The 2957-nt window shown below is 59.9% G+C and carries 1 protein-coding gene and 2 pseudogenes; all 3 read right to left on the reverse strand.

The window, feature by feature from the left end; translation table 11 throughout:
- Positions 1 to 5: 5 nt before the first annotated feature.
- The 3 genes and pseudogenes from KBI52_RS01890 to KBI52_RS01900 all read right to left on the reverse strand — a co-directional run bounded on the left by KBI52_RS01890 (position 6) and on the right by KBI52_RS01900 (position 2822).
- Positions 6 to 775, reverse strand: a pseudogene (locus KBI52_RS01890) (IS5 family transposase).
- Positions 776 to 903: 128 nt separating this feature from the next.
- Positions 904 to 1442: pseudogene (locus KBI52_RS01895) on the reverse strand (nuclear transport factor 2 family protein).
- A 687-nt stretch (positions 1443 to 2129) separates the two neighbouring features.
- Positions 2130 to 2822 (reverse strand): nitrogen fixation protein NifQ, encoded by a 693-nt coding sequence (locus tag KBI52_RS01900; protein WP_170316113.1) that lies wholly within the window; start codon positions 2820 to 2822, stop codon positions 2130 to 2132.
- Positions 2823 to 2957 lie beyond the last annotated feature (135 nt).

A 2957-nucleotide genomic window follows, 5' to 3' on the forward strand; every position in this document is an offset into this window, starting at 1 on the left:
GCCTGTTAGTTCTTGAGCCAGTCGATTGCTGCGGCGAGGCAGAGCACGCCCATGAAGGATGAGGCGGTCTTCTCGTAGCGCGTTGCAACAGCCCGCCACTCTTTCAATCTGGCCCAGAGCCGCTCGACAACATTGCGATTGTTGTAAACCCTGTCCGGACAGGCGACCGGCGCCTCATTCGGCTTGGCCGGGATCGCTGGTCTCGCACCGAGGCTCCAGATGTACTCGCGGAAGCTGTGACTGGAAGAGCCACGATCGGCCACCCCCAGTTCGGTCCCCAGGCAGAGAGGCGAGCAGCGGAATGGCGTCAGGCAGCTCGTGCGCGTGACCCGGGGCAAGGCGAAACGCGATAGCGCGTCCGAGACCATCGGCGATCACGCAAGCCTTGGTGCCATCGCCGCCACGAGAGCGACCAAGGGCTTCACGCTCGTCTCGTTGAGCTTGAGAGCCCCTTGTCGACGCGCTCCCGCGGCCTTCTGGTGCGCGCGCACGCTGGTGCCGTCGAGGAAGGTCATGCCAAGCTGGATGCCGCGCTCCTGCACCAGGTTGAGCAAACGCTCCCAGACGCCCAGGCGCGCCCAGCGGATGAAGGTCTGAGCGGCCCGCCACCATGGACCCAGTTCAGCGGGGAACGCCCGCCACTGAGCACCATTCTCATGCCGCCAGAGAATGTGGCATCCAGTGTCCGGCGCAGATCCCGCGGTGGGGTCTTGCCCTTCGGACGGCACTGTTCCACCAAAGGCTCCAGCATCGCCCATTGTGCGTCCGTCAGCATGGCTCCTCCTCAGACAGGACGAGCAAAACGCCTCCAAGTGCAAAGGGTTCAAGTTATAACAGGCCGTAAATACACGGTTACTATAGGAAGTATAGCGTTCAAGCATTACATTCATATGAAGTACACTCTCATATCTCCGAAGAAGTGCAGGCTTTCTTGAGCACGTAGATCAGGTCTTCTGGATGCGATGCTCCGATTGGCCGCCGGGGTCCGAACCGCTCCGACTCGGAGGCCGCTGGCGGGGTCTGGTCCTCGACCCAATCGTAGACGACAGTACGTTCCGCAATCCGCCATTCCCCTGCCCTCTTCTGAAATAAGTCGCAGTAGCGTCCGCAGAGAAGCACTTGATGTATGGCGCCGGCCTCGTCCAGTCCGCGTTGTAGCGCGGTGAAATAGCTCTCGACCGCAGCCGCTGCCGGGCCGATGAACTCAATCAGGATGTTCGCGATCTGGTGGGCGTTCCGCGGTCTGGTCTTGAAGGCACCGATCGCAAACTGGATCAAGTCCATGGCGGAGCCAGAATGAGCACCGTGATTGTCATGGGATCGGGCCAATACGAGCTACGCAGCGTGGCCTCGTCGGCGCGATCTATTCCACGGCAGTACCAATAGAGGCAGTCGCGGATCCCCTCCTGGTCAAGTAGTTCAGTAATCCTTGCTTCGTTCATTGGCTCTCTCGCGAATGCTGAGGTTGGCTTGGAACAGGCGTTCTCGGACCTCTGGTCCGCTGCAACGATCTCGAACGGGTCGACGCTTGCAGCTGAACTAGCAGCGAAGTTCGGCTGCTGGTGGCGCGCGGTGTGGCGCATCTCGATACTGGAGTGGAAGACGCCACTGCCCTGCTCAACGGGGAATATGGCAGAATTGATGACGCCCACCTCCCTCGTCTGTGTGCGGGCACATCGCGCCGACCTGTTACTTCAGGCCTCTATTCAGCTACAGGTGCCTCTGACTGAGTTCTCAGTTGCTAAGGTAGGCGAGCCGCCGTACAATCGTTCAGCAACTTCTCGAATCCCTGCGTGCGGCTTTACGACCTCGGGCATCGCTCTGGTGGTGGGTGCCTTGCGTTGCTTGGCCTGTTTGAGCGTCGGGCCGCGCGCTTGCGGAGGAAGCTCGACTGCAACGACCGATCGGGCCCGACTACCTTTGAGCTGTGGTCGATTAATGTGAGCATCGTCTGGGCCGTCTCCGCCCCCGACGCGAACTTGACTGGAACGTTTGTTGCGTGCTCGCCCGCGGTTTCGGCTGCGATGAATATCCCGTCTTCCGAAACACGCCGCCGCGGAAAATGCCTGTGGACTTCAGTTAGTTGTGGTTAATATCCGGCGGCCATGCACCGCTGACGGAAGCCACTCCTAATCCAAGCCGAGCCTGCCCTTGGACCGTATGAGCGGGCCTTCGCCTTCCTCTGAGCCGAAGCAGTTGTCGAAGTCTTTGCACTCCCGGCAACTGGTTGCGAGGCATGTCGAGAAACCTTCAGCCTCGCAGAGCCTGCGGTAAAAGTACTTCTTCCATTTCATGTTTTTGGCGTTTCCTGCCGCCAACATCGGGAAATGCGTCGCAAGCAAACGGCTGAGCTCAGCCCGGTTAAAGAGGCCGAGGTTCTGCCAGAGATGGTCATTGCGCAGCGCCCGCCGGGCGATGATCTTGGCGAAGCGGGCGCTTACCCGGCTGCCCGGTCTGGCATGCGCCAACAGGAGGTCGCGCAGTAGTCCTTCCTCGATATCCGGTTCCCGGTCTTTCTCCTCTTCTAAGGCGAAGGCGTTGACAGGGACAGCGGGGAAGTTGCGGCACAGGACATTACGCAACTCGGCAAGCGAGAGGCCCGTAGCCTCTGTCGCAGTCGCCTCACCGACATTGATCTCTTCAAGCGCGAGAGAGAGGACACAGGCAAGCACATGCTGGTCGAATTTCGTCTCCAAATCGATCGGCCGTTCGTCGATACTGCGTGATTGTGAGTGTCGTCGCTCATCGGACCAACAGGACATTCGGAGCCCACGAGGGATGCCTGTTCCCGATCGAACGCGGTTTTGACGCAGACCTGACATGTTTCTTCCCTTCCAGTGGTTCACCGAGCCGTGGCACTTCGACCGGTAACTACCAGCTGCCCTAGGACGGGAGAGCTTCAAAACTCATGCCAACTGCGCCGCACCCTCTCTAGAAGTAATTTCTCCATCCTGGTC

The organism is Microvirga sp. HBU67558, from assembly GCF_018069605.1.
GTDB lineage: Bacteria > Pseudomonadota > Alphaproteobacteria > Rhizobiales > Beijerinckiaceae > Microvirga > Microvirga terrae.

Excerpts from the sequence above, each read along its gene's own strand:
- KBI52_RS01900 (WP_170316113.1), bottom strand. The coding sequence starts at position 2,822 with ATGTCAGGTCTGCGTCAAAACCGCGTTCGATCGGGAACAGGCATCCCT.